Here is a 20,134-nt window from a genome sequence, read left to right on the forward strand (position 1 = left end):
TTGGGTGTGGTGGGTCGAAGGGGGCGTCGAAGGGGTGTCGCGTGGTCAGGGGGTCGCCGGGACGGGCAGCCCGAGGCTGCGCCGCACCTGCGGGGCGGAGAGCGCGGCGTCGCGGTGGTGCACGCCGAGGACGCCGAGGCGGGCCGCGCCGGCGAGGTTGTGCTCGAGGTCGTCGACGAGCACGCACTCCTCGGGCGTGACGCCGAGCCGCTCGCAGGCGATGGTGTAGATCCGCCGCGAGGGCTTGCGCACACCGACCCGGCCGGAGATCACGGCGACGTCGAAGAGCTCGTCGAGGTCGACGCGGTCGTAGCAGCCGCTGCCCAGCGAGTTCGACACGAGCGCGACGGGGATGCCGGCGGCCCGGACCTCGCGGACGAGGTCGATCATCGCGGTGTCGAGCTCCATGTGGGCGTCGAGGGTGGCGAGCAGGCTGCGGTCGGGCAGGTGCCCGCCGGCGCGCACGACCGCGGCGCCGAGCGCCTCCTCGAAGCCGGCGTCGTCGAGCCGGCCCTCCTCGTGCTCGACGAGCGCGCTGCGCGCCTGCTCGTCCTGCGTGAGCAGGCGCAGGGCCTCCCCCTCCGCCAGCCCGCACTCCTGGCTGAGCGCGGCGAAGGCGTCGAGGACGGGGCTGGTGAGCACGCCGCCGAAGTCGACGAGCAGGGCGGTACGGGTCACGCCCTCGTCGAGGACGCCTGGGGTGGTCGCGGCGCTCGTCATCGTGTCTCCTTCGCGGTGAGGTGACTCAAGGTATACTTGAACTCTGATTCAGATTCAACTGCGGGAGGTGCGGTGAGCGTCGAGCCCTCGACGTCGGTGCCGGCGCGCCGTGACGGCCTGGCGACGGCCCTCGCCGTGCTCTTCGGCGTCACCGGTCTGGGCAGCGCGGCCGTCGCCGTCGTCCTGCCGGTCCTCGCCGCGGACCTCGACCTCACCCCGGGCCGGGCGACCCTCGTCGTCAGCTGCTACTCCCTCGCCCTCGCCGTGGGCAGCGCCGTGTACGGCCGCCTCGGCGACATCCTCGGCATCCGCGGGCCGCTCGTCGTCGGCATCGCGATCATGGTCACCGCCGCGTGCGCCGGGGCCCTCACCGACTCGCTGCCCGCCCTCGTCGCGGCCCGGGCGCTGCAGGGCCTGGGCGCCGCCGCGGTCCCGGCGCTGACGCTCGCCGCGGTGCAGGCGGTCTTCGAGGGGGACTCGCGGGCCCGCGCGATGGCGACCTACGCAGCCGTCGGGGCGACGGTCAACGCCCTCGGTCCGGTCGTCGGCGCGATGCTCGTCGAGCCGCTCGGCTGGCGGCCGGTCGTCGCGATCCCCGTCGCCACCCTGCTCCTGCTCCCCGTCGTCTGGCGCGACCTGCCGACCCGCCGCCAGCCCGGCGCCACCCTCGACGCCGCAGGGGCCGCGCTCGTCGCCGTCGCCGCCGTCGGGGCCGTGCTCGCGCTCCAGGCCGCGACCCTCGGCGTCGTCGTCGCCCTCGTCGGGCTGGTCTGCCTCGTCGTCGCGCTGCCCGTCGTCGTCCTGCGCTCACGGCGACGCCCGGACGGCATCGTCCCGGCCGTGATGATCGCCGACCCCGCCTCGCGGCGCAGCCTCATCACCGCGATGAGCCTGTCGTCGGCGTGGTTCGGCATGCTCGTCGCGGTCCCGACGACGCTCGTCGGCGAGGGGTGGTCCGGCGTCTCCGTCGGGCTGCTCCTCGTGCCGTGCGCGGCGGCCGGCCTCGTCGCCCCGCGGATCACCGGGCCGGCGCTCGTGCGTCTCGGCCCGGCCCGGGCCCAGCTCGTCGCGACCCTCGGCACCGCCCTCGCGCTGCTCCTCGCCACGCTCGGCGTCGGCCTCGTCTCCCCCGCCCCGCTCGTCGCCGCGACCGTCGTGCTCATCGTCTCCTTCGGCCTGGGCCAGCCCGCGATGACGACGCTCGTCGCCGACGCCGTCCCGCTCGCCTCGCGCGGCGGCGCCCTCGGGCTGCTCACCCTCGTCTTCCTCATGGGCGGCAGCCTCGGCGCGGCCGCCGTCGGCGGGCTCGGCGACGCGATCGGGCTCACCTGGGCCCTGCTCGTCGTCACCGTCCTGCCGCTGAGCGCCGCCCTCGCCTTCGCCACCCTGCCCACCGCCCGACCCGACCGGCCCGCGGACCCGCCGCGCGCCGACCCCTCCCCGACCCAGGAGATCTCGTGACCCAGACCGACACCGACCACGTCCTGCTCGACCTCGCCGACGGGGTCGCGACGATCACCCTCAACCGGCCCGACCGGCGCAACGCGATGTCGACGGCGATGATCGAGCGGCTCGGCGAGCTGCTCGAGCAGGCCGAGTCCGACCCCGCGGTCCGCGTCGTCGTCCTCACCGGCGCCGGGCGCGCCTTCTGCGCGGGCGGCGACGTCCAGCAGTTCGACGAGGACGGCGGCGAAGGGGGCGGCGCGAGCGAGGTCGACGAGGAGGCCGTCGCGGCGCAGATCCGCCACCAGGAGGCCACGGTCGGGCGCATCCACGCCTACGCGAAGCCGGTCATCGCCTCGCTGCCGGGCGCGGCCGCCGGCGCGGGACTGGGTCTGGCGCTGGCCGCCGACCTGCGCATCGGCACCCCGCGCACCGTCATGGCGACCGCCTTCGCCACCGTCGCGCTCTCGGGCGACTTCGGGGTCGCGTGGCTGCTCGACCGGCTCGTCGGCCCGGCGCACGCCCGCGAGCTCATGCTGCTCAACCCGCGCCTGGACGCCCAGGCCTGCTCCGACCTCGGGCTGCTCACTCAGGTCGTGCCCGAGGACGAGCTCGAGGCCGCGACGGCGCAGCTCGCCCGGCGTCTCGCCGACGGGCCGACGCTCGCCCTCGCCCACATCCGCAGCAACCTGCGCGAGGTGCCGACCCAGACCCTCACCGAGGCCATGCGCACCGAGGTGCGTCGGCACAAGGAGACGGGGCTGACCGCCGACCACGTCGAGGCGGCACGCGCCTTCGTCGAGAAGCGTCCCCCGGTCTTCGGGCGCTGAGCCTCAGGCCTCGAGGGCGAGCAGGTCGCGCTTGGCCTGCTCGCCGCCGCGGTAGCGACCGATGCCTCCGTCGGAGCGCACCACCCGGTGGCAGGGCAGGACGAGCGGCAGCGGGTTCGTCGCGCACGCCGTGCCGACCGCCCGCACCGCCCGCGGCCGGCCGACGAGGCCGGCGACCTCGCCGTACGACGCGGTCCGGCCGTAGCCGATCCGGGGCAGGGCCGAGACGACCTCGCCGCGGAAGCCGGTCGCGAGCGAGAGGTCGAGCGCGAGCTCGAAGACCTCGCGCCGCCCGTCGAGGTACTCCTCGACCTGCTGGGCGGCGATGTCGAGACGCCCCGGGCTGCGCAGCACCCGGGGGCTGACCCGTGTCGCGACGTCGACGAGCACGGCCTCCTCGCCCTCGGTCGCACCGAAGCCGATCCGCACGAGCCCGCGCGGGGTGGCGGCGAGGACGAGCGGGCCGAGCCGGCTGTCGACGACGCGGTAGGCGACGTCGAGGTCGCCCGTGCGACCGGCGCGGGTGACCAGACGCGAGTGGAGACGGTCCATCGTCTCGTCGTCGACGTGCGGGGTGGTGCTCATCGGATCTCCTTGGCTCGCAGCGAGCGCAGCCCGTCGGAGGCGGCCCGCCGGGCCGCGGCCTCGGTGCCGCCGGTGAGAGAGGCGATCTGCGCGAAGGCGAGACCGCCGAGGTAGCGGTAGGTGATGACCTGGCGCTGCTTGGTCGGCAGCTCGGCGACGTGACGCCACACCCCTTCGTCCCGCGGCTCCACGGGCGGCAGCGCGATCTCGGGCAGCCGCTCGGAGGGCGCCGCCCGGCGGGCCCGGGCGCGCAGCTGGTCGAGGCACTTGCGGCGGGCGACGACGGTGAGCCAGGCCCGGGGGTCGAGGTCGTCGGGCAGGTCGGGCCAGGCCCGCAGGGCCGCGAGGAAGGTCTCGCTCCACGCGTCCTCGGCCTCGCTGCCGCCGACGATCGCGGCGCAGACGTGCAGGACGTGGGGGCCGTGCTCGCGCACGACGGCCTCGAAGGGGGTGGTCGCCATGGTCAGAAGAGTGCCCCACGCGACGCCGGTCCCGGCTCCTCGAGCTCGAGGAGCGCCCGCTTGCGCTCGATGCCGCCCGCGTACCCGGTGAGGCTGCCGTCGCTGCCGACGACGCGATGGCACGGGACGACGACGGAGACCGGGTTGGCCCCGACGGCCCGGCCGACCGGTTGAGCCGAGGTGCCCAGCCGGGCGGCGATCTGCCCGTAGGTCGTCCGCTCGCCGTAGCCGATCTCGCGCAGCACCGCCCAGACCCGCTGGGAGAAGTCGCCGCCGCGCAGCTCGACCGGCAGGTCGAAGTCGCGCCGCTCCCCGGCGAGGTACTCCTGCAGCTGGCGCGCCGTCTCGGCGACGAGCGGCTCGCCCGTGCGGCGCGGCCCGAAGGTCGCGACGTCGGGCAGGGTCCAGTGCCCCGGGAAGTAGATGCCGAGCAGCACGTCGTGCTCGCCCGCGGTGCCGTCGGCGACCGTGTCGACGACGACGGTCAGCTCGCCGAGACCGGTCCGGACGAGCTCGTGGCGCACCTGCCCCGTCGTGGTCATGGTGGTGATCATGCCCCCAGGACGTCCGCCGGCCCGGATGTGTGAGATCGACCGCGCCCGGGGGCGTCGGCGGGGTCGCCGCGGCTAGCGTCGCGGCCCATGAGCATGCGCGCGTGGCAGGTCGTCCGGCACGGCACCCCGGCGGAGGCGCTACACCTCGGAGAGGTGGCCGTGCCCGACCCCGGGCCGGGTCAGGTGCGGGTCGCGGTGCGCGCCGCGGCGGTGAACTTCGCCGACACCCTCCTGTGCTCGGGCGAGTACCAGGTGCGCCCCGAGCTGCCCTTCGTGCCGGGCCTCGAGGTGTGCGGCGTCGTCACGGCGGTGGGCGAAGGGGTGAGCACCCCCGCCGTCGGGGACCGCGTCCTCGGCATGACCGCGCTGCCGCACGGGGGCTTCGCCGACGAGGCGCTCATGGACGCGTCGACGGCCTACCCGGCCCCGGCCTCGCTCACCGACGCCCAGGCGGCAGCCTTCGTCATCAGCCATCACACCGGGTGGCTCGCGCTGCACCGGCGCGCGGCGATCCGACCCGGCGAGCACCTGCTCGTGCACGCCGCGACCGGGGGCGTCGGGTCGGCCGCGGTCCAGCTCGGTCGGGCGGCCGGCGCGCACGTCATCGGGGTCGTCGGCGGGCCGCAGAAGGCCGACCTCGCCCGCCAGGTCGGGTGCGACGTCGTCGTCGACCGGCGCAGCGAGGACGTCGCGGCCGCCGTGCTCGAGGCGACCGGCGGGCACGGCGCGGACGTCGTCTACGACCCGGTCGGCGGGCCGGCCTTCGAGGCGAGCACGCACTGCGTGGCGCTCGAGGGCAGGATCCTCGTCGTGGGCTTCGCCTCCGGCACGCGTCAGCGGGCACGGCTCGACCACGCCCTCGTCAAGGGGTACTCGGTCCTCGGGCTCAACATCGGTCGCTACCGCGAGGAGCTGCCCGACGTCGTGCGCTCATGCCACGCCGCGCTCGTCGAGATCGCCGACGCCGGCCACCTCGACCCGCTCGTCGGGACGGCTCACCCCTTCGCCGAGGTGCCGCAGGCGCTCGCCGCGATCGCCGGCGGCACGACGAGCGGGCGCCCCGTCGTCGTGCCCTGAGCCGGGTCAGGCGCCGTAGCGCGCCCGGGAGCGCACGACCTCCTCGAGCTGCGACTGCTGGTCGACGACCGCGCGCCGCACCGTCGGGTCGAGGTCGTCGCGCGCGAGGCAGGCCTGCGAGAGGGCGAGGGTCTCGGGCGTGCCGAAGCGCGAGGGGTAGGCGATCGAGGCGACCCGGGCGAGCGCGCTGTCGCCGAGGTGGCCGGCCATCGCCGGCACGTCCTCGAAGTACCGCGCGACGTAGGGCTCGACGAGGGAGCGGTCCGCCGGCCCCCAGAAGCCGGACGCGACCGCGACGAGCTCGTAGTTGCTCAGCGAGCGGTCGGTCGTCAGGGACGCCCAGGCCTGCGCCTTCGCCTCCGGGGTCGGGATCGCCGCACGCGCCGTGAGGGCACCGAGGTTGCCCGACATCGTGCGGTCCTGCTCCCGGGCTGCCGCGACGCCGTCGGCGTCCAGCAGGCCTCGGCGGGCGAGCTGGCCGAGGACCACCCAGCGCAGGTCGGCGTCGTCCTCGAGCCCCTGCGGCAGGCCCTCGCCGTCGGCCCACGGGCGCAGCCGGCCCTCGACGTCGTCGGTGGTGCGGGCGACGAGCCGGGCCGCGTGCAGGGCGCGGCTGCTGCCCGGCTCGGCGTCGGCGAGGATGCGCTCGCCGAGAGCGGCCATGCGGGCACGGGCCGGGGCCTCCTCGGCCGGCGGCAGGTAGGAGCGCACGACCGTGCCGGTGAGGTGCATGCCCACCGAGGCGAGGACCGAGTCGTCGCTCTCGTGCGGCAGGGCGACCTCGGCGAGGTCGACGAGCAGGCGCGGGTCGACGAGGCCGAGCGCGAGCTGGTCGCGCAGCCCGACCCAGACGACCGCGCGGGTCTGCGCGTCGGTGACGGCCGGCAGCTCGCTCGTCAGCGCCGCCAGGCTGCGCTCGTCGAGCAGCCCGGTCGCCCAGGTGAGGTCGGCGGCGTTGGGCACGACGAGCGGCGCCGGCGTGTCGAGACCGGGCAGCGGGGTCGCGTCGTCGGTCGCCGTGAGCTCGACCCGCGAGGTGAGCGACCCACCGCTCCACGTCGCGACGTCGAGGGCGTGCGGGCGCTGCGCCGGCTGCTCGGCGGGCGGCGTGCGCACGAGCTGCGCGGTGGCCCTGTCGACGGCGAGCGCGTCGACCCCGGCGGTGCTCAGCCAGGCCTGCGCCCAGTCGGCGAGCGAGCGGCCCGACGCGCGCTCCATCGCGGCGAGGAAGTCGGCGAGCTCGCCGTTGCCGAAGGCGTGGGCACCGAGGTAGTCACGGATCCCCGCGAGGAAGGCGTCGTCGCCGATGTAGGCGATGAGCTGACGGATGACGGCGGCCCCCTTCGCGTAGGAGATGCCGTCGAAGTTGGCGAGCGCGGAGCGGGCGTCGGGGGCGGGCGACCCGGCGACCGGGTGGGTCGACGGGGAGCGCTCGGCGGCGTAGCCCCACGCCTTGCGGGTGGCGGTCGAGTCGACCCAGGCGTCCTCGAAGTCGGTCGCGGCGACGAGGCAGCGGTGCGCCATGTACTCGGCGAAGGACTCGTTGAGCCACAGGTCGTCCCACCACCGCATCGTCACGAGGTCGCCGAACCACATGTGCGCCATCTCGTGGCTGATGGTGTTCGAGCGGGTGAGGACCTCGCTGCGGCTCGCGGCGCCCCGGAAGAGGTAGGAGTCGCGGAAGACGACGCACCCCGGGTTCTCCATCGCCCCGGCGTTGAACTCGGGCGCGAAGACCTGGTCGTAGTCGTCGAAGGGGTAGCGGATGCCGAAGATCGAGTGGAAGTAGTCGAAGCTCGCGCGGGTCACCTCGAGCATCTGCGGGGCGTGCCGCTCGAGCTCGGCGCGCAGCGAGGCGCGGCCGTGCAGGCCGAGCCGGATGCCGTCGTGCTCGGCCGTGACGCTGGCGTAGGGCCCGGCGCACACGGAGACGAAGTACGTCGCGAGCGGCTGGGTGCGACGCAGGTGCCACACCCCCTCGACGAGCGTCGCCCGGCCGTTGCCGATGACGCTCCAGCCGTGCGGGGCGCGCACCGTCATCGTGTACGGAGCCTTGAGGTCGGGCTGGTCCACGCACGCGAAGACCGTCGGCGCCGCGTCGAGGAAGAGGTGTCCGTAGACGTAGTCCTGCCCGTCCGCCGGGTCGGTCGCGCGGTGCAGCCCCTCGCCGTCGTGGCTGAAGGCCATCGTCGCCTTGACCTCGACGACGTGGTCGCCGGCGGTGAGGGTCAGCGGGTAGCGGCGCTCGCCCTGGAGCGCGACGTCGAGCTCGACGCCGTCGAGCCGGATCGCGTGCAGGCTCACCGGGTCGACGTCGACGAAGGTCTGCCCGTCGCCGCTCGCCCGCAGGTGCAGCCGGGTGACCGACCCGAAGTGCTCGGCTCCCTGGTCGAGGTCGAGGTCGACCTCCATGTCGGTGACCTGCAGCAGGTCGGCGCGGTCTCGGGCTTCGGCGAGGGTCAGCGAGGGCACGGGCCCATCGTGTCAGGCGGGCGCGGGTCAGGCGGGCGCGCGCGCCACGAGGAGGAAGAGCGGGTACTCGCGCTCGTGGCCCGGCTCCCCCTTCGTCATCGTCGTCGCGGTGCTCGTCGAGACCTCGACGAAGCCGGCCTCGCGGACCGTCGCCTCGAGCTCGGCGCGCTCGAAGCCGGTGTGACCGGCGAAGCCCTCGCCGTGGAAGCTGCCGTCCTCGCGGTCGAGGTCGGACACGGCGAGCCACCCGCCGGGCACGGTGAGCTCGCGCAGCGCGCGGAGCACGGCCGGCACGTCGCTCACGTGGTGCAGGGCCTGGAGGCTGACCACGACGTCGTAGCGCTCGTGCGGCACGGGGTCGGTGAGCAGGTCGAGCCGCACGGCGCGGACGTCACCGGTGATCTCGCCCGTCGCGACCCGCTCCTGGGTGAGCCGCGTCATGCCCTCGGAGGCGTCGGCGAGGGTGATCGAGGCGACCCGGTCGGCCAGGGCGCGGCCGAGCAGCCCGGTGCCGGCGCCGTAGTCGAGCAGCCGTTCGTCCCCGCGCAGCGGCACCGCCGTGACGACGGCCTCGGCGACCCGCTGCGCGCGGGCCACCTTGTCGGGCTGGTCCCACTGCGCGGCCTGCTCGTCGAAGTACGCGCTGTCGTAGCCCATCAGCGGATGTCGTGCCCGTAGGCCATGGCCTCGAGCCGCGCGATGCGGTCCTTCATCGGGGGGTGGGTCGCGAAGAAGCGCGAGACGTCGCCGGCGCGGAAGGGGTTGGCGATCATGAGGTGCGAGCTGCTCTGCAGCTGCGGGGTGGGCTGCAGCGGGGCCTGGGCGACGCCGGACTCGAGCTTGCGCAGCGCCGAGGCGAGCGCCAGCGGGTCGCCGGTGAGGCGCGCCCCGTCCTCGTCGGCGTCGTACTCGCGGGTGCGGGTGATCGCCATCTGGATGAGCATCGCGGCGAAGGGGGCGAGCAGCGCCATCGCGATCATCGCGATCGGGTTGGGCCGGTCCTCGTCGCTGCCGCCACCGCCGAAGAAGAGGGCGAACTGCGCGACCGAGGAGATGACCCCGGCGAGCGCCGCGGCGACCGAGCCGGTGAGGATGTCGCGGTTGTACACGTGCATGAGCTCGTGGCCGAGGACGCCGCGCAGCTCGCGCTCGTCGAGGAGGTGCAGGATCCCCTCGGTGCAGCACACGGCGGCGTTCTTGGGGTTGCGGCCGGTGGCGAAGGCGTTCGGCGCGGCCGTCGGCGAGATGTACAGACGCGGCATCGGCTGATTCGCGCGCTGCGAGAGCTCGGCGACGATGCGGTGCATCTCGGGGGCCTCCTGCGGCGAGACCTGCCGGGCGCGCATGGAGCGGATGGCGATCTTGTCGGAGTTCCAGTACCCGACGAAGGTCATGACGACGCCGACCATCGCGAAGAGCCAGATGAAGCGGCCGCCCCCGACGAGCCCGCCCATGAGCAGCAGCAGCGCCCAGATCACGCCGAAGAGGGCGGCGGTCTTCAGCCCGTTGTAGTGCTTGTGCATACCCGGTCAACGCCGCTCGACCGGCGTAAAGTTCCCCGGTCCCCGTCGTCAGGTCACGAGGAGGTCACGATCGCCGACCGGTGTGGTGGCCCCCCTCGTGCGCCACTACCTTCCGAGCCACGACAGGTCAGCGTGGCCCGGTCGACCCACCGAGAGGTAGATCATCGTGAGATCAGCACGACAGGCAGCCGTCACCGCGGCCGCCGCGACTGCAGCACTCGCCGTCTCGAGCTTCGCGGCCTCACCGGCCCAGGGCGCGGCGAACCCGAACAACTCCGCGAAGATGCGCCAGGCCGTCACCGTCGACGGCGTGATGCGTCATCTCCAAGCCTTCCAGGACATCGCAGACGCCAACGGCGGCAACCGCGGCGCCGGCACGTCGGGCTACGAGGCGAGCGGTCGGTACGTGGAGCAGAAGCTCCGCGCGGCCGGCTGGACCACCGAGCGCCAGTACTTCCCCTTCGTCTACGAGCAGACCCGCAGCACGAGCCTGACGGAGATCTCGCCCGACGCCCGCACCGTCGAGAACATCCCGATGTCGTACAGCCAGCCCACCCCGGTCGGCGGCGTCACCGGTCAGCTCGCGGCTCCCTCGGTGGCCACCGGGTGCGTCGTCGGCGACTACGCCGGGGCCGACCTCACGGGCAAGATCGCGGTCGTCAGCCGTGGCGCCGGGTGCTCCTTCGCCCAGAAGGCCCAGGTCGCCAAGAGCGTCAACGCGAGCGCGATCATCATCTACAACAACACGACGGGCGCGCTCAACGGCACGCTCGGCGGGATCGACCCGACGACGGCCCCGGCGACCGGTGTCACCCAGGCCGAGGGCCAGGCGATCCTGGCGAAGATGGCGCGCGGTCCGGTGACCATGCGCTTCGTCCTCGACAAGACGATCGAGGAGCGTCAGACCTTCAACGTCATCGCCGAGACCCCGACCGGTCGCGACGACAACGTCGTCATGATGGGCGCGCACCTCGACAGCGTCGAGGACGGCCCGGGCATCAACGACAACGGCTCCGGCACGGCCGGCGTCCTCGAGACCGCCATCCAGCTCGGCAAGGTCAACAAGCTCAACAACAAGGTGCGCGTCGCCTTCTGGGGCGCGGAGGAGCTCGGGCTGCTCGGCTCGACGGAGTACGTCGCCGACCTGCAGGAGAACGACCCCGCGGAGCTGAAGAACATCGCGACGTACCTCAACTTCGACATGATCGGCTCGCCGAACTACATCATCGGCGTGTACGACGCGGACCAGTCGACCTACCCCGCGCCGGGCGTCGTGCCTCCGGGCTCGATCGAGACCGAGGACGTCCTCACCGACTACTTCGACAGCGTCAAGCAGCCGTGGGTGGACACCGAGTTCTCGGGCCGCAGCGACTACAAGGCCTTCATCGACGCGGGCATCCCCGCCTCGGGCCTCTTCACCGGTGCCGACGGCACGAAGACCCCGGCCGAGGTCGAGAAGTTCGGCGGCACGGCCGGCGTCATCTACGACCCGAACTACCACACGCCCGCCGACGACATCACCAACGTCAACCGGCGCGCGCTCGACATCATGAGCGACGCGATCGCGCACTCCGCGATCACGCTCGCCCAGTCGACGGAGAAGATCAACGGCAAGCGCAGCAACGGCAAGTCGGGCAAGCCCGCGAAGCCGGCGCCGAGCGTCCTGCCGGAGGGTCGCACCGCGGCCTGACCGCGCACGACCCAGCACACGCGACGCCCCGGGCCAGGTGGTCCGGGGCGTCGTCGTGCGTGGGGCGGCTAGAGGAGCAGCCCGGGGGCGAGCGAGGTGACGACGACGAGCGCCGCCGCGACGAGCGCGACGACCGGCGCGGCACCGCGCCGACCGGTGACGACCTCGACCGCGTCGTCACCGAGGTCGTCGGCGAGGTCGCTCTCTGCGCCGTCGGGCCGCACGAGAGAGGTCGGCACCGGACGAAGGGCGACCGCGAGCCAGCGCAGGTAGACGGCCAGGGCGACCACGGCACCGACGACGGCTGCGCCCGCGAGCCACCAGGACCCGGCGGTGACGACGGCGTCGAGGACGACGACCTTCGCGAGCAGGCCGACGAGCGCGGGCGGCAGACCGGCGAGGGCGAGCAGCCCGGCGGCGAGGGAGAGACCGACGAGAGGGTCACGGCGCAGCAGGCCCGTGTGGTCGACGAGACGGGTGCCCGTGGCGGCGACCGCGGCGAGCACGGCGACGACCGCGACGACGTAGACGGCGAGGTACCCCGCCGCCGGGGCGCTCCCGCCGACCGACGCGGCGGCGGCGACCCACCCGCCCTGGGTGACGCCGGACCACGCGACGAGGCGCAGGAGGTCGTCCTGCCGCCACGCCATGACGGCGCCGAGCACGAGGCTCACCGCGGCGAGCACGCAGAGGGCCAGGCGCGGGCCCGGCAGGCCCGCCCGTCCGACCGCCTCGACGACGACGAGGATCGCGCCGAGACCACCGGTCACGGAGACCCCGGTGAGCGCGGTCGCGACCGCGGGTCCGCCCCGCTCGTAGGACAGCGGCGCCCAGAGGTGCACGGGCACGAGCGCGAGCTTGAAGCCGGCGGCGAGGACGAGCAGCACGCTCGCCGCCGTGAGCGCAGCGCGCTCGGGCTCGGCGAGAGCGCCGAGCGACGTCCCGTCGGAGGTCGTGCCGTCGAGGAGCAGGGTGCCGGTGCTCACGACCCACAGACCGGCACCCAGCGCCGCGAGGGCGAAGGACAGGACAGCGGTGACGAGCAGGTCGAGCGCCGCCGAGCCGCGCGCTCGCACGGAGCGCAGGGCGAGGACGGCGACGAAGGGGAGGGTGGCGAGCTCGAGACCGACGAGCCAGCTGCCGAGGTCGCGGGCCCCGAGGGTGACGGCCGCACCGGCGGCGCCGGCGAGCACCCCGGCGACGACCGCGACGTCGTCGCTCGCGTCGTCGTTCGCGTCGTCGCTCAGGCTGTCCCCCGCTCCCCGCGCTGCCAGCAGGAGCGCGAGCGCGGCTCCCGCGGCGAGCAGGGTCACCGCCTGGAGGGTGCTCCCCGCCGGGCTGACGTCGACGAGGCACATGCTGCCTGCAGCGCCCGCGCCCGGTGGCGGGCAGAGGCTGCGGGCGTCGTCGGCGAGCCGGCCCACGACGGCACCCGCGACCCCGACGAGCAGACCGAGGCCCGCGACCGCGCCGAGCGGGCCGCGCCGGCCGGGCAGGAGGAGGTCGACGACGAGGACGAGGACGGCGGCCAGCGCCGGCCCGAGGACCGGCAGGAGGGGCAGCCAGGAGATCTCGACGCTCATCGGACCACCCCGGGCAGCGCGTCGAGGACGGGCGTGGTGAGCGAGGTGACGACGCCGGGCGCCACGCCGAGCACGACGGTGAGCACGGCGAGGACGACGAGCACGAGCAGGTCGGCGCGCGGCACGACGACGCCCGCGCCCTCCGGGTCGCTCCCGGTCGCGCTCGCGCCGTGGCTCGCGTCGCCGAGCCACACGGCGCGCACGACGCGCACGGCGTAGGCGCCGCCGAGGGCGGCCCCCGCAGCGGCGAGGACGGCGAGCACGTCGTAGGCGGCCTGGGGCCGGTCGGTCGCGGGCTGCCACGCGGAGACGAGTGCCCCGAGCTCGCCCCAGAAGGGCGCGAGCCCCGGCAGGCCGGCACCGGCGGCGAGCCCGACGAGGAGGAGCACCCCGAGCCGGGGGTGGGTGTCGCGCAGGGCGGCCCGGTCGCGCAGCAGGCCGCTCCCCCACCCCGAGCGCAGCACCCCCACGACGGCGAAGAGGAGCGCCGAGACCACCCCGTGCGCGAGGTTGCCGAGCACCGCGGCGACGACGCCCGTGCGGGTGCCGGTCGACAGCGCGAGGACGACGAAGCCCATGTGCGCGACGGAGGACCAGGCGACGAGCCGCTTGAGCTCGAGCTCGACGAGGCAGACGAGACCGCCCCAGAGGATGCCGACGACGCCGAGGACCCCGAGCACCGGGGCGATCTGCGCGAAGCCGTCGGGCACGCTCGCCAGGGGCAGCCGGACGAGCCCGTAGGTGCCGAGCTTGAGCAGCACCGCCGCGAGCAGCATCGACCCGGCGGTCGGTGCGCTCGAGTGGGCGACGGGCAGCCAGGAGTGCAGCGGCCAGACGGGCACCTTGATCGCCAGCCCCGCAGTGAGCAGACCGGCGACGAGCAGCTGCTGACCGCTCGTCAGCCCGCTGCCGGCCGTCGCCGCGAGCATCTCGAGGTCGGAGGTGCCGGACAGCCGGACGAGCAGGAGCACGCCGAGCAGCAGCACGACCGAGCCGAGCCCGGTGGCGAGCACGAAGAGCCAGCCCGCCTCGCGGCGCGAGCGGGGGTCGCCGTAGCGGGTGATGAGCACCCACATCGGCACGAGCACGCACTCGAGCCCGACGACGAAGAGGATCGCGTCGCGCGCGGCGAAGGTGAGCAGCGCGGCGGCCGCGGTGAGCAGCAGGCAGGCGGCGAAGGTCCCCTCGCTGGCCTCCTCGACCTCGCTGCCGTCGCCCGCGTCCGCCGGGCTCGAGCGGTGCACGAGCGCGGCGAGCGCCGTGACGAGCAGCGTGAGCGCCATGAGCGGCCCGGAGAGCCCGTCGACCGCGAGCGCGAGGCGCAGCCCGAGGGCCGGCAGCCACGGCAGGTCGACGGCACCGCCGCCGGCCCACGCCATGACGAGGAGCACGAGCGAGACGAGCGAGCTGACGACGACGACCTGGGCAGACCGGCCGCGGCCCGCACCACCGATGAGGGCGACGGCGGCGACGACGGGCAGGGCGAGCGCCAGGGCGAGGACGAGGCTCATCCGAGCACCCCCGGCGACGCGGCGGGCTCGGTGAGGAGGACGACGAGGGTGGCCCCGAGGAGGAGCAGGAGCGCCAGCGCGACGAGCAGGGTGGCGCTGCCGGGTCGGCTGCGCCGGTGCGCGACCTCTCCGGCCCCGCCGAGCCCGGCGACGAGCCACCCGGCGCCGCGCACGTAGGTGCCGATGACGGCGTCGTCGACGAAGCGCACGAGCCGGGCGAGCGCGAGCACCGGTGCGACGACCCCCGCGACGTAGGCCCGGTCGGCGTGCAGACCGGCGGCGGCGAGGCGGGCGGCGCGGCCCGTGCCGTCGCCGACGGGGTCACGGTCGAGGCAGGCCCACGCGCCGGCGGCCCCGCCGAGCAGGACGAGCAGGGTGACGAGGAGGAGCAGGAGCAGCGACGCGTGCCCCGCGGGGTCGAAGGCGCCGAGCCAGATGGCGATCGCGCCCAGCGTCGTGCCGGCGGCGAGGACGACGAGGACGACGACGATCGCCGGCGGCATGACCGCCCGGGTGCGCGCCACCTCGTCGCGCCGGCCGACCGCGAGGACGACGAGCGCCCGCGCGCTGTAGGCGGCGGTGAGCACGACGGTGAGCAGGAGCGCGCCGAGGACGAGGACCGGCAGCCACGCGGGCTCGCCGGACCGTCCCGCGTCACGGGTGGAGGCGAGGGCGACGGCGACCACGTGCTCCTTACTCACCCCGCCGACGAGCACGGGCACCCCGGCGAGGGCGGCGAGCCCGAGGGCCCACGACACGAGCGCGACGGGGTGGCGTCGCGCCGCCCCGGTCAGACGCGTCGCCGCGGTCCCGCCGGCCGTCGTCGCGAGCCAGCCGAGGGTGAGGAAGAGCAGCGCCTTGAAGAGCGCGTGGCCGTACATGTGGGCCAGGCCCGCGCCGACCGCGCCGTGGTCCTGCGGACCGGCGCCGACGAGGGCGAAGGGGGAGAGCATGATCGCGACCTGGCTCACGGTCGACCACGCGAGGAGGCGCTTGACGTCGGCCTGCAGGGCCGCGAGGAGCGCGCCGAGGACCATCGTCGCCGACACGCTGAGGCCGAGCAGGACCCGCGCGCCGGTGGCCGACGCGAGCAGCGGGGCGAGCTGGGCGAGGAGCACGGTGCCGGCGGCCACCATCGTCGCGGCGTGGATGAGGGCCGAGGCCGGGGTCGGGCCCTCCATCGCGTCGGGCAACCAGTCGGAGAAGGGCAGCTGCGCGGCCTTGCCGAGCACGCCGACGACGACCATGAGCAGCGCCCAGGTGACGAGCGGGGCGCCGAGCAGACGTGCGCCCGTGCTCTGCCAGTGCTCGGTGATGCCCGCCAGCGAGGTCGTGCCGGCGCCGGCGACGAGCAGGGCGACACCGCTGACGAGCGCGATGTCGGCGGCGCGGGTGACGAGGTAGGCCTTGTGCGCCGCCCGGCGGGCGGCGGCCCGCCCGGAGTCGTGCCCGACGAGCAGGTACGAGCACCAGCCCATGACCTCCCAGCCGACGAGGCTGAGGACGAGGTCCCCGGAGAGCACGAGGAGGAGCATCGCCGCGCCGAAGAGCGTGACCGTGCTCTGGAAGGAGCGGCGTCGGGGGTCGTCGCGCAGGTACCACAGCGAGTACACCTGGACGCAGAGCGTGACGAGCAGGACGACGGCCGCGATGGTCAGCGTCGTCGCCGTGAGCGAGAGCGCGGGGTCGAAGGAGACGCTGCCGATCTCGGCGCCGGGCAGGGGGATCTCGCGTCCCGCGAGCGCGGCCCTCACCGGGCGTCCTCGTCGGCGGGACGGTCGAGGTCGACGTGGCCGCGGGCGCGGTAGGCGGCGACGAGGACGGCGAGCGCGAGGACGACCTCGGCCGCCGCGACGGTGATGACGAAGAGGGTGAGGACGTTGCCGCTCGCGGTCGTGTCCGGCCCGTGGGCGCCGGCGGTGACGAGGAGGACCCCGGCGGCGAGGAGCACGAGCTCGAGGGCGACGAGGACGAGCATCGCGTTGCGCCGGGCGAGCACCCCGTAGACCCCGACCCCGGCGAGGACGGACGCGACGACGACGGCGATCTGCGCGCTCATCGCCGACCACGCGTCGAGGTGCCGCGCTCCCGGGTGATCGCGAGCGCGGCGACGAGGGCGACGAGCAGGAGCAGCGAGAGCAGCTCGAAGGGCCACACCCACGTCCCGAAGACCTGGCTGGCGATCCCTTCGCTCGAGGCGGCCCGCGGCTCGCCCTCCTCCCACGACCGGGCGAGCGGCAGCAGGACGAGGAGGAGCAGACCGGTGGTCCCGAGCCCGGCGAGGGCGGCGACGACCCGCCGCGCGGGCGGGCCGCTGTGCTCGGCGAGGGGGCGAAGGGGTGAGCGCGTCACCATGAGCGCGAGGACGAAGAGGACGACGACGGCCCCGACGTAGACGAGGACCTGCACGAGCGCGACGAGCTCGGCACCGAGCGCGAGGTAGATGCCCGCGCCGCCGAGGAGGGCGACGACGAGCCAGAGGACGGCGCGCAGCAGCCGGGCCGAGGTGACGGCGCGGACGGCGGCGAGCACGGTGACAAGACCGAGGACGACGAGGACGCTCTCAGCCACGTGCGCGACCTCCCCGCGCGGGCTTGCTCGCGGCGCTCACCTCGGACGCGGGCTCGGCGCCGGGGTCGAGCGGCGGCGGCGCGGGGGCGGTCTCGACCCACTGGCCGAGCCGCTCCTTCTCGTGGAGCAGGTCGCGGATGTCGCCCTCGGCGTACTCGAAGGCCGGGCTCCACAGCAGCGCGTCGAAGGGGCAGACCTCGACGCAGATGCCGCAGTACATGCACAGCGAGAAGTCGATGGCGAAGCGGTCGAGGACGTTGCGCTGACGGGCGCGACCGCCGCCGGCCGGGGCCTCGACGGTCTCCTTGTGCGAGTCGATGTAGATGCACCAGTCGGGGCACTCTCGGGCGCAGAGCATGCACGAGGTGCAGTTCTGCTCGACGAGCGCGATGACCCCGCGCGAGCGGGCCGGCAGGTCCGGCGCGACGTCGGGGTACTCGGCCGTGCGCACGGGCGCGAGCATCTGCTTGGCCGTCGTCACCATGCCGGTGACGAGGCCGGGCACGATGCTGCGGTCTCCCTTCGGGCTCATGCGGTGACCACCACCCCGACGGCCGTCACGGCGAGCTGGAGCAGGGCGAGCGGGACGAGGCGCGCCCAGGCGAGGTGCTGCAGCTGGTCCTCGCGCAGGCGCGGCCAGCTGACGCGGACCCAGATGAGCACGAAGGCGACGACGCCGGCCTTCGCGAGCACCCACAGGACGCCGAGCGCGGGCACCGCGTCGACGCCGACGCCGCGCCAGCCGCCGAGGTAGAGCACGGCGAAGAGCACGGACATGACGACGATGCCGGCGTACTCGGCGAGCATGAAGAAGGCGAAGCGCAGCCCGGAGTACTCGGTCCACGGCCCCATGACGACCTCGGAGTCGGCGATCGGGGCGTCGAAGGGGGGTCGCTGCAGCTCGGCGACCGCGGCGACGAGGAAGACGACCGCGCCGACGACCTGCCAGAGCAGCCACGCCGGGTGCCACGCGAGGACGACCCCGCTCAGCGAGAGGCTGCCCGCCGCCATGGCGACGGAGGCGACGGCGAGGACGATCGGCAGCTCGTAGGAGATGAGCTGGGCGGCCGAGCGCATCGCGCCGATGAGGGCGTACTTGTTCGCCGAGGCCCAGCCGGCCATGAGCGTCCCGAGCGCGCCGACACCGGTGACGGCGAGGACGGCGAGGACCGAGCCGGGCACCTCGGCGAGCGCGCCGGCGGGGTGCATGGGGAGCAGGGCGATCGCGAGGACGTAGGGGACGAGGGCGACGGCGGGGGCGAGCCGGAAGACACGGCGGTCGGCGGCGGCGGGGGTGATGTCTTCCTTCTGGACGAACTTCACCCCGTCGGCGACGAGCTGGGCCCAGCCGTGGAAGCCACCGGCGTACATCGGGCCGAGCCGGCCCTGCATGTGCGCCATGACCTTGTGCTCGCCGTAGCCGACGACGAGCGGCAGGACGAGGACGGCGAGCAGCGCGCCGAGGCTGCGCGCGAGCACCTCGAGCTCACTCATCCTCGCTCCCCCACTCGGGCCCGGGCACCCCGGGAGCCTGGACGCGGCGCCGCGACGGCGAGCGCGTCGAGTGACCCTCGCCGGGCTCCTTGCCGCCGGGCCAGGGCTTCGTCGCGCGGGAGGCGAGGACGAAGGACTTGCGCAGGGGGTGCCCCTCGAAGCCGCTGGGCAGGAGCAGCGGCCGCATCCCGAGGCCGGACCCGTCGTCGAAGCCCTCGACCTCGACGCCGAACATCTCGTGGGTCTCGCGCTCGTGCCAGGCCGCGCCGGCGAAGACGCCGGTGATGCTCGGCAGCGCCGCACCCTCGGCGACGCGGGTGCGCAGCAGGAGGGTGCGCTGGTCGCGCTCGGGCGACGGGGTCGGGTCGAGCAGGTGGCACAGGACGTCGAGGCCGGGCTGCTCGGCGTCGTCGTGCTGGTCGACGGCGCTCAGCCAGTCGAAGAAGACGTAGCCCTGGTCGCGGGCGTCGCCGACGGCGCGCACCCACTCCTCGAGGGCGGCGGTGAGACGCACCTCAGGCATCGCTCGCCCCGCCCGGTCGGGCCGGCGGCGCGACGAGCCCGCGCTGCACCTCGGCGGCGTCGGCGAGACGGTGGCCGGCGTACTTGCGGCGCAGCCCCTGGGTGCTCAGCTCCTCGGCGGCGATCCGCTCCTGCAGCCGCATGATGCCGTGGAGCAGCGCCTCGGGGCGCGGCGGGCAGCCGGGCACGTAGACGTCGACGGGCACGAGCTGGTCGACCCCCTTCGTCACCGAGTAGCTGTCCCAGTACGGCCCGCCGGAGTTGCTGCACGCGCCGAAGGAGATGACGTACTTCGGCTCGGGCATCTGGTCGTAGAGCCGGCGCACGGCCGGCGCCATCTTGTCGGTCACCGTGCCGGAGACGACCATGAGGTCGGCCTGACGGGGGCCGGGGGCGAAGGGGATGACGCCGAGCCGCATGAAGTCGTGCCGGGACATCGACGCGGCGATGAACTCGATCGCGCAGCAGGCGAGCCCGAAGTTGAAGACCCACAGGCTGTACCGGCGTCCCCACGAGAGGACGACCTTCATCGGGCGGGGCGCGTGGCCGCCGACGACACCGACGCGCGGCTCGTGCTCGCGGGGGCGGGGCATGGGCAGGTCGGTCGTCATCACGCCCACCTCAGCAGACCCCGGCGGGCGGCGTGGAGCAGGCCGACGAGGACGACCCCGATGAAGATCGCGACCTCGATCAGGCTCGCGACCCCGAGGTCGGTGCGCAGGACGAGCGCCCACGGGAAGAGGTAGACGGCGTCGACGGCAAAGATCACGTAGAGGTAGGCATAGGCGAGATAGCGCACCTGCCCCTGGGTCCACCCGTCGCCGAGGGGGTCGACGCCGGACTCGTAGGTGGTGGTCTTCGCCGGCGTGGGGGCCGAGGGGGCGAGGAGACGGCGCGCGGTCCACGCCGCGACCACGAGCGCGATGCCCGCGATCAGCGTCCCGGCGACGACGACATAGCCCTCCACCTGCCACACCCTAGTCACCGGTCCGCCGCCTCCTGGGTCGACACGTGGGGGCACGGGCGGGGACAGGAGAGCGACGGGGGTGGGGACAGCCCCACCGCACGTCGGGGTGGGCCCGCCATGGTGCGAGGAGC

At 74.7% G+C, this 20,134-nt stretch carries 21 protein-coding genes; 4 read left to right on the forward strand and 17 right to left on the reverse strand.

The features are described from left to right. Positions 1-45: 45 nt before the first annotated feature. Positions 46-720 (reverse strand): HAD family hydrolase, encoded by a 675-nt coding sequence (locus tag ABIB53_RS04245; RefSeq protein ID WP_354587224.1) that lies wholly within the window; start codon positions 718-720, stop codon positions 46-48. A 72-nt stretch (positions 721-792) separates the two neighbouring features. Here ABIB53_RS04245 and ABIB53_RS04250 point away from each other — a divergent pair, with 72 nt between their 5' ends. Next, positions 793-2,181 carry an MFS transporter gene (locus ABIB53_RS04250; RefSeq protein WP_354587225.1) on the forward strand — a complete coding sequence of 463 codons (1,389 nt, stop codon included), beginning with the start codon at positions 793-795 and terminating at the stop codon, positions 2,179-2,181. Beyond that, a complete protein-coding gene (locus tag ABIB53_RS04255) occupies positions 2,178-2,993 on the forward strand; it encodes an enoyl-CoA hydratase-related protein (RefSeq protein WP_354587226.1) in 816 nt (271 codons plus the stop codon). The genes ABIB53_RS04250 and ABIB53_RS04255 overlap by 4 nt, the downstream gene beginning before the upstream one ends. Before the next feature lie 3 nt (positions 2,994-2,996). On the opposite strand, the gene ABIB53_RS04260 is transcribed toward ABIB53_RS04255, so the two are convergent. The 3 genes from ABIB53_RS04260 to ABIB53_RS04270 are packed head-to-tail and all read right to left on the reverse strand — an operon-like array spanning position 2,997 to position 4,581. Beyond that, on the reverse strand, positions 2,997-3,578 hold the full coding sequence (locus tag ABIB53_RS04260; protein ID WP_201467649.1) for a methylated-DNA--[protein]-cysteine S-methyltransferase: 582 nt from the start codon (positions 3,576-3,578) through the stop codon (positions 2,997-2,999). After that, the gene (locus tag ABIB53_RS04265) at positions 3,575-4,039 is read right to left on the reverse strand and encodes an RNA polymerase sigma factor (RefSeq protein WP_123092274.1); all 465 of its coding nucleotides are present in this window, start codon (positions 4,037-4,039) and stop codon (positions 3,575-3,577) included. Before ABIB53_RS04265 ends, ABIB53_RS04260 begins: the two co-directional genes overlap by 4 nt. Before the next feature lie 2 nt (positions 4,040-4,041). Next, a complete protein-coding gene (locus tag ABIB53_RS04270) occupies positions 4,042-4,581 on the reverse strand; it encodes a methylated-DNA--[protein]-cysteine S-methyltransferase (RefSeq protein ID WP_354587227.1) in 540 nt (179 codons plus the stop codon). A 99-nt stretch (positions 4,582-4,680) separates the two neighbouring features. Between ABIB53_RS04270 and ABIB53_RS04275 the strand changes: the two genes are divergently transcribed. Beyond that, positions 4,681-5,670 carry an NADPH:quinone oxidoreductase family protein gene (locus tag ABIB53_RS04275; protein ID WP_354587228.1) on the forward strand — a complete coding sequence of 330 codons (990 nt, stop codon included), beginning with the start codon at positions 4,681-4,683 and terminating at the stop codon, positions 5,668-5,670. Between the two features lie 6 nt (positions 5,671-5,676). Here ABIB53_RS04275 and pepN read toward each other — a convergent pair whose 3' ends face one another. Genes pepN through htpX form a run of 3 tightly spaced genes read right to left on the reverse strand, consistent with a single transcriptional unit; the run spans position 5,677 to position 9,665 of the window. Beyond that, entirely contained in the window at positions 5,677-8,142 is a 2,466-nt protein-coding gene (pepN, locus tag ABIB53_RS04280) for an aminopeptidase N (RefSeq protein ID WP_354587229.1), read from the reverse strand. 27 nt (positions 8,143-8,169) lie between these two features. After that, positions 8,170-8,799 carry a class I SAM-dependent DNA methyltransferase gene (locus ABIB53_RS04285; protein WP_354587230.1) on the reverse strand — a complete coding sequence of 210 codons (630 nt, stop codon included), beginning with the start codon at positions 8,797-8,799 and terminating at the stop codon, positions 8,170-8,172. Then, positions 8,799-9,665 (reverse strand): zinc metalloprotease HtpX, encoded by an 867-nt coding sequence (htpX, locus tag ABIB53_RS04290; RefSeq protein ID WP_068276942.1) that lies wholly within the window; start codon positions 9,663-9,665, stop codon positions 8,799-8,801. The genes ABIB53_RS04285 and htpX overlap by 1 nt, the downstream gene beginning before the upstream one ends. Positions 9,666-9,831: 166 nt before the next feature. Between htpX and ABIB53_RS04295 the strand changes: the two genes are divergently transcribed. Next, positions 9,832-11,355, forward strand: coding sequence for a M28 family metallopeptidase (locus ABIB53_RS04295; protein ID WP_123092278.1), 1,524 nt, complete (start codon positions 9,832-9,834; stop codon positions 11,353-11,355). Positions 11,356-11,423: 68 nt separating this feature from the next. Here ABIB53_RS04295 and ABIB53_RS04300 read toward each other — a convergent pair whose 3' ends face one another. The 10 genes from ABIB53_RS04300 to ABIB53_RS04345 are packed head-to-tail and all read right to left on the reverse strand — an operon-like array spanning position 11,424 to position 20,003. Next, entirely contained in the window at positions 11,424-12,938 is a 1,515-nt protein-coding gene (locus ABIB53_RS04300; RefSeq protein WP_354587231.1) for a proton-conducting transporter transmembrane domain-containing protein, read from the reverse strand. Then, entirely contained in the window at positions 12,935-14,449 is a 1,515-nt protein-coding gene (locus ABIB53_RS04305) for a complex I subunit 4 family protein (protein ID WP_354587233.1), read from the reverse strand. Before ABIB53_RS04305 ends, ABIB53_RS04300 begins: the two co-directional genes overlap by 4 nt. Next, on the reverse strand, positions 14,446-16,203 hold the full coding sequence (locus ABIB53_RS04310; protein WP_354587234.1) for an NADH-quinone oxidoreductase subunit 5 family protein: 1,758 nt from the start codon (positions 16,201-16,203) through the stop codon (positions 14,446-14,448). The genes ABIB53_RS04305 and ABIB53_RS04310 overlap by 4 nt, the downstream gene beginning before the upstream one ends. Continuing rightward, complete coding sequence (gene nuoK / locus ABIB53_RS04315) at positions 16,200-16,508, reverse strand: NADH-quinone oxidoreductase subunit NuoK (RefSeq protein WP_191562905.1); 309 nt, start codon at positions 16,506-16,508, stop codon at positions 16,200-16,202. Before nuoK ends, ABIB53_RS04310 begins: the two co-directional genes overlap by 4 nt. Continuing rightward, positions 16,505-17,020 (reverse strand): NADH-quinone oxidoreductase subunit J, encoded by a 516-nt coding sequence (locus tag ABIB53_RS04320; RefSeq protein ID WP_354587235.1) that lies wholly within the window; start codon positions 17,018-17,020, stop codon positions 16,505-16,507. Before ABIB53_RS04320 ends, nuoK begins: the two co-directional genes overlap by 4 nt. Next, on the reverse strand, positions 17,013-17,552 hold the full coding sequence (locus ABIB53_RS04325; protein WP_123092283.1) for a 4Fe-4S binding protein: 540 nt from the start codon (positions 17,550-17,552) through the stop codon (positions 17,013-17,015). The genes ABIB53_RS04320 and ABIB53_RS04325 overlap by 8 nt, the downstream gene beginning before the upstream one ends. Next, on the reverse strand, positions 17,549-18,514 hold the full coding sequence (nuoH, locus tag ABIB53_RS04330) for an NADH-quinone oxidoreductase subunit NuoH (protein ID WP_123092284.1): 966 nt from the start codon (positions 18,512-18,514) through the stop codon (positions 17,549-17,551). Before nuoH ends, ABIB53_RS04325 begins: the two co-directional genes overlap by 4 nt. Further along, positions 18,507-19,037, reverse strand: coding sequence for an NADH-quinone oxidoreductase subunit C (locus tag ABIB53_RS04335; protein WP_354587236.1), 531 nt, complete (start codon positions 19,035-19,037; stop codon positions 18,507-18,509). Before ABIB53_RS04335 ends, nuoH begins: the two co-directional genes overlap by 8 nt. Beyond that, positions 19,030-19,647: an NADH-quinone oxidoreductase subunit B gene (locus ABIB53_RS04340; RefSeq protein WP_354587237.1), complete on the reverse strand. Its 618-nt coding sequence runs from the start codon at positions 19,645-19,647 to the stop codon at positions 19,030-19,032. Before ABIB53_RS04340 ends, ABIB53_RS04335 begins: the two co-directional genes overlap by 8 nt. Further along, positions 19,647-20,003, reverse strand: a complete 357-nt coding sequence (locus ABIB53_RS04345) for an NADH-quinone oxidoreductase subunit A (RefSeq protein WP_068276916.1) — start codon at positions 20,001-20,003, stop codon at positions 19,647-19,649. The genes ABIB53_RS04340 and ABIB53_RS04345 overlap by 1 nt, the downstream gene beginning before the upstream one ends. Positions 20,004-20,134: the final 131 nt, after the last annotated feature.

Source organism: Janibacter sp. UYMM211 (genome assembly GCF_040547045.1).
GTDB lineage: Bacteria > Actinomycetota > Actinomycetes > Actinomycetales > Dermatophilaceae > Marihabitans > Marihabitans melonis.